Annotated in this window: 2 protein-coding genes; both read right to left on the reverse strand. The window is 65.6% G+C overall.

Going from position 1 to position 2,526, the window contains the following annotated elements; translation table 11 throughout:
• Positions 1-2,303, reverse strand: a 2,303-nt coding sequence (gene nifJ / locus AAC083_RS09950; RefSeq protein ID WP_108536497.1) for a pyruvate:ferredoxin (flavodoxin) oxidoreductase, incomplete at its 3' end; no start/stop codon positions are given.
• On the reverse strand, positions 2,300-2,526 hold a 227-nt coding region (locus AAC083_RS23005; RefSeq protein ID WP_258224648.1), incomplete at its 5' end, for a 4Fe-4S dicluster domain-containing protein. The genes AAC083_RS23005 and nifJ, both read right to left, overlap by 4 nt.

The raw sequence follows: 2,526 nt of genomic DNA on the forward strand, positions 1-2,526 counted from the left end.
TCATCCGCCCCGGCTCGCACCGGACAGGCCTGCACGCACTGGCCGCAGCCGGTGCAATCTTCCGGATAGAGCTGCAAGGTGTAGCGGCTGTCGGGGAAGCCCTTGGCGGTGATGGGCACCGACTGGGCCGCCTCGGGGGCCGTCGCCAGCCAGTCCTGATGGTAGAACTTGGCCCGCAGCGCCGCGTGGGGGCAGACAAAGACGCAGTTGCCGCACTGGATACAGATATCGGATTGCCAGATGGGGATCTCGCGGGCGATATCCCGCTTCTCGAAGCGGCTGGTGGCAGTGGGGTAAGTGCCATCCACCGGCAGCATGGAGACAGGAATGAGATCGCCGCGCCCCGCCAGCATCTCGCCGGTGACGCGCTGGACAAACTCGCTGCCACCCGGTGCCAGTGGCAAGGGGTAGTCGCTGATCAGCTCCTCACCGGCCGGGATCGCCACCTTGCAGAGGTGAGCCAGGGTATCGTCCACCGCCGCGAAGTTGCGCGCCACCACCTCGGGCCCCTTGCGGGCATAGCTCTTCTCTATGCTCTCCTTGATAAGGGCAATGGCCTCATCCCGTGGCAACACCCCGGACAGCGCGAAGAAGCAGGTCTGCATAATGGTGTTGATGCGATTGCCCATGCCGTTTTGCTCGGCCACCCGATCGCCATCGATGCAGTAGAGCTGGATATTGAGGGCGCGAATGCGAGCGCGCAGCCGCTCGGGCAGCTGGCCCCACACCTTGTCAGCCTCATAGGGGGCATTGAGCAGCAGGGTCGCCCCTTCGGCGGCATGCTCCAGCAAGTCCACCGACTCGGTGAAGCTCCACTGGTGACAGCCGATAAAGCCCGCCTGCTCGATAAGCCAGGGGGCGTCGATGGGCTCGGGGCCAAAGCGCAGGTGGGAGACGGTGCGCGAGCCCGACTTCTTGGAGTCGTAGACGAAGTAGCCCTGGGCGTGGAACCCCTCCAGCTCGCCGATGATCTTGATGCTGTTCTTGTTGGCACCGACCGTGCCGTCAGCGCCAAGGCCAAAGAACAGGGCCCGCACCCGGCTGGCAGGCTCCAGATCGCCGATGGGGTGCCAGGCCAGACTGAGGCCCGACACATCATCGACAATCCCCACGGTAAAGCGCGGGCGCGGCGCATCGGATGCCAGCTCCTCAAACACAGCCGCGCACATGGCCGGGGTGAACTCTTTGGAAGAGAGGCCATAACGGCCGCCGCTGAGCCACGGCAGCCGCTTGATAAGCCCGCGTTGCAAACCGTCGATCAACGCACTCTGCACATCCAGCAGCAGCGGCTCGCCCCCTGCGCCGGGCTCCTTGGTGCGATCCAGCACAGCGATGCGGCGCACGCTCACGGGCAGGGCATCGAGCAGCGCCTGTACCGGGAAGGGGCGATAGAGGCGCACAACCAAGACCCCGGTCTTGCGATCCTGCCGGTTGAGCCAATCCACAGTGGTGCGGGCGGTGGCCGCCCCCGATCCCATCAGCACGATGACGTCGGTGGCATCGGCTGCGCCGTGGTACTCCACCAGCCGGTAGTGGCGGCCGGTCAGCTCGCCGAGCTTGTCCATGCACTGCTGCACCCGCGCTGGCACCGCTTCGTAGAAGGGGTTGACGCTCTCGCGGGACTGGAAATAGGTGTCCGGGTTCTGGGCCGTGCCGCGCATCACCGGATGATCCGGGTTGAGCGCCCGGGCCCTGTGAGCCCGAACCCAATCGTTGTCGATCAGCGCCCGGATCTCATCCCGATGCAGGGCAGTGATCTTGTTCACCTCGTGGGAGGTGCGAAAGCCGTCGAAGAAGTGGATGAAGGGCACCCGGCACTGCAGGGTGACACTGTGGGCAACCAGCGCCAGATCCTGCGCCTCCTGCACCGAGCCGGAGGCGAGCATGGCAAAGCCGGTACTGCGCGCCGCCATCACATCCTGATGGTCGCCAAAAATCGAGAGCCCCTGCGCCGCCAGTGAGCGGGCCGCCACATGGAACACAGCAGCGGTCAACTCCCCGGCAATCTTGTACATGTTGGGCAACATCAACATCAGCCCCTGACTGGCGGTGAAGGTGGTGGCGAGCGCCCCTGCCTGCAGGGCGCCGTGTACCGTGCCGGCCGCCCCCCCTTCACTCTGCATCTCCATCACTGTGGGGATGTTGCCCCACAGGTTGGTCTGCCCCTCCGCCGCCCAGGCATCGGCCAGTTCGGCCATGGTCGAGCTCGGGGTGATGGGGTAGATGGCACACACTTCGCTCAGCTGGTACGCCACCCGGGCCGCGGCTTCGTTGCCGTCGACCATGATCAGTTCATGTTTCATTGGGACTCCTCGGGTTGGCGCAGCTCGATGGCGTGGCAGGGGCATTGATCGTGGCAGGCGCCGCAACCGGTGCAGCGATCCACATCCACCCGATAGCCGTGGCCAGGCCCCCGCTTTTCGATGGCCTGCTCGGGGCAGCTGCCGTAGCAGCCATCGCACTCGAAGCAGTTACCGCAGGAGTAGCAGCGCGCCGCCTCGTAGCGGGCGGCCGTCTCGTCCAGTC

This window comes from Aeromonas sp. HMWF014 (genome assembly GCF_963878295.1).
GTDB classification, from domain to species: Bacteria; Pseudomonadota; Gammaproteobacteria; order Enterobacterales; family Aeromonadaceae; genus Aeromonas; species Aeromonas popoffii.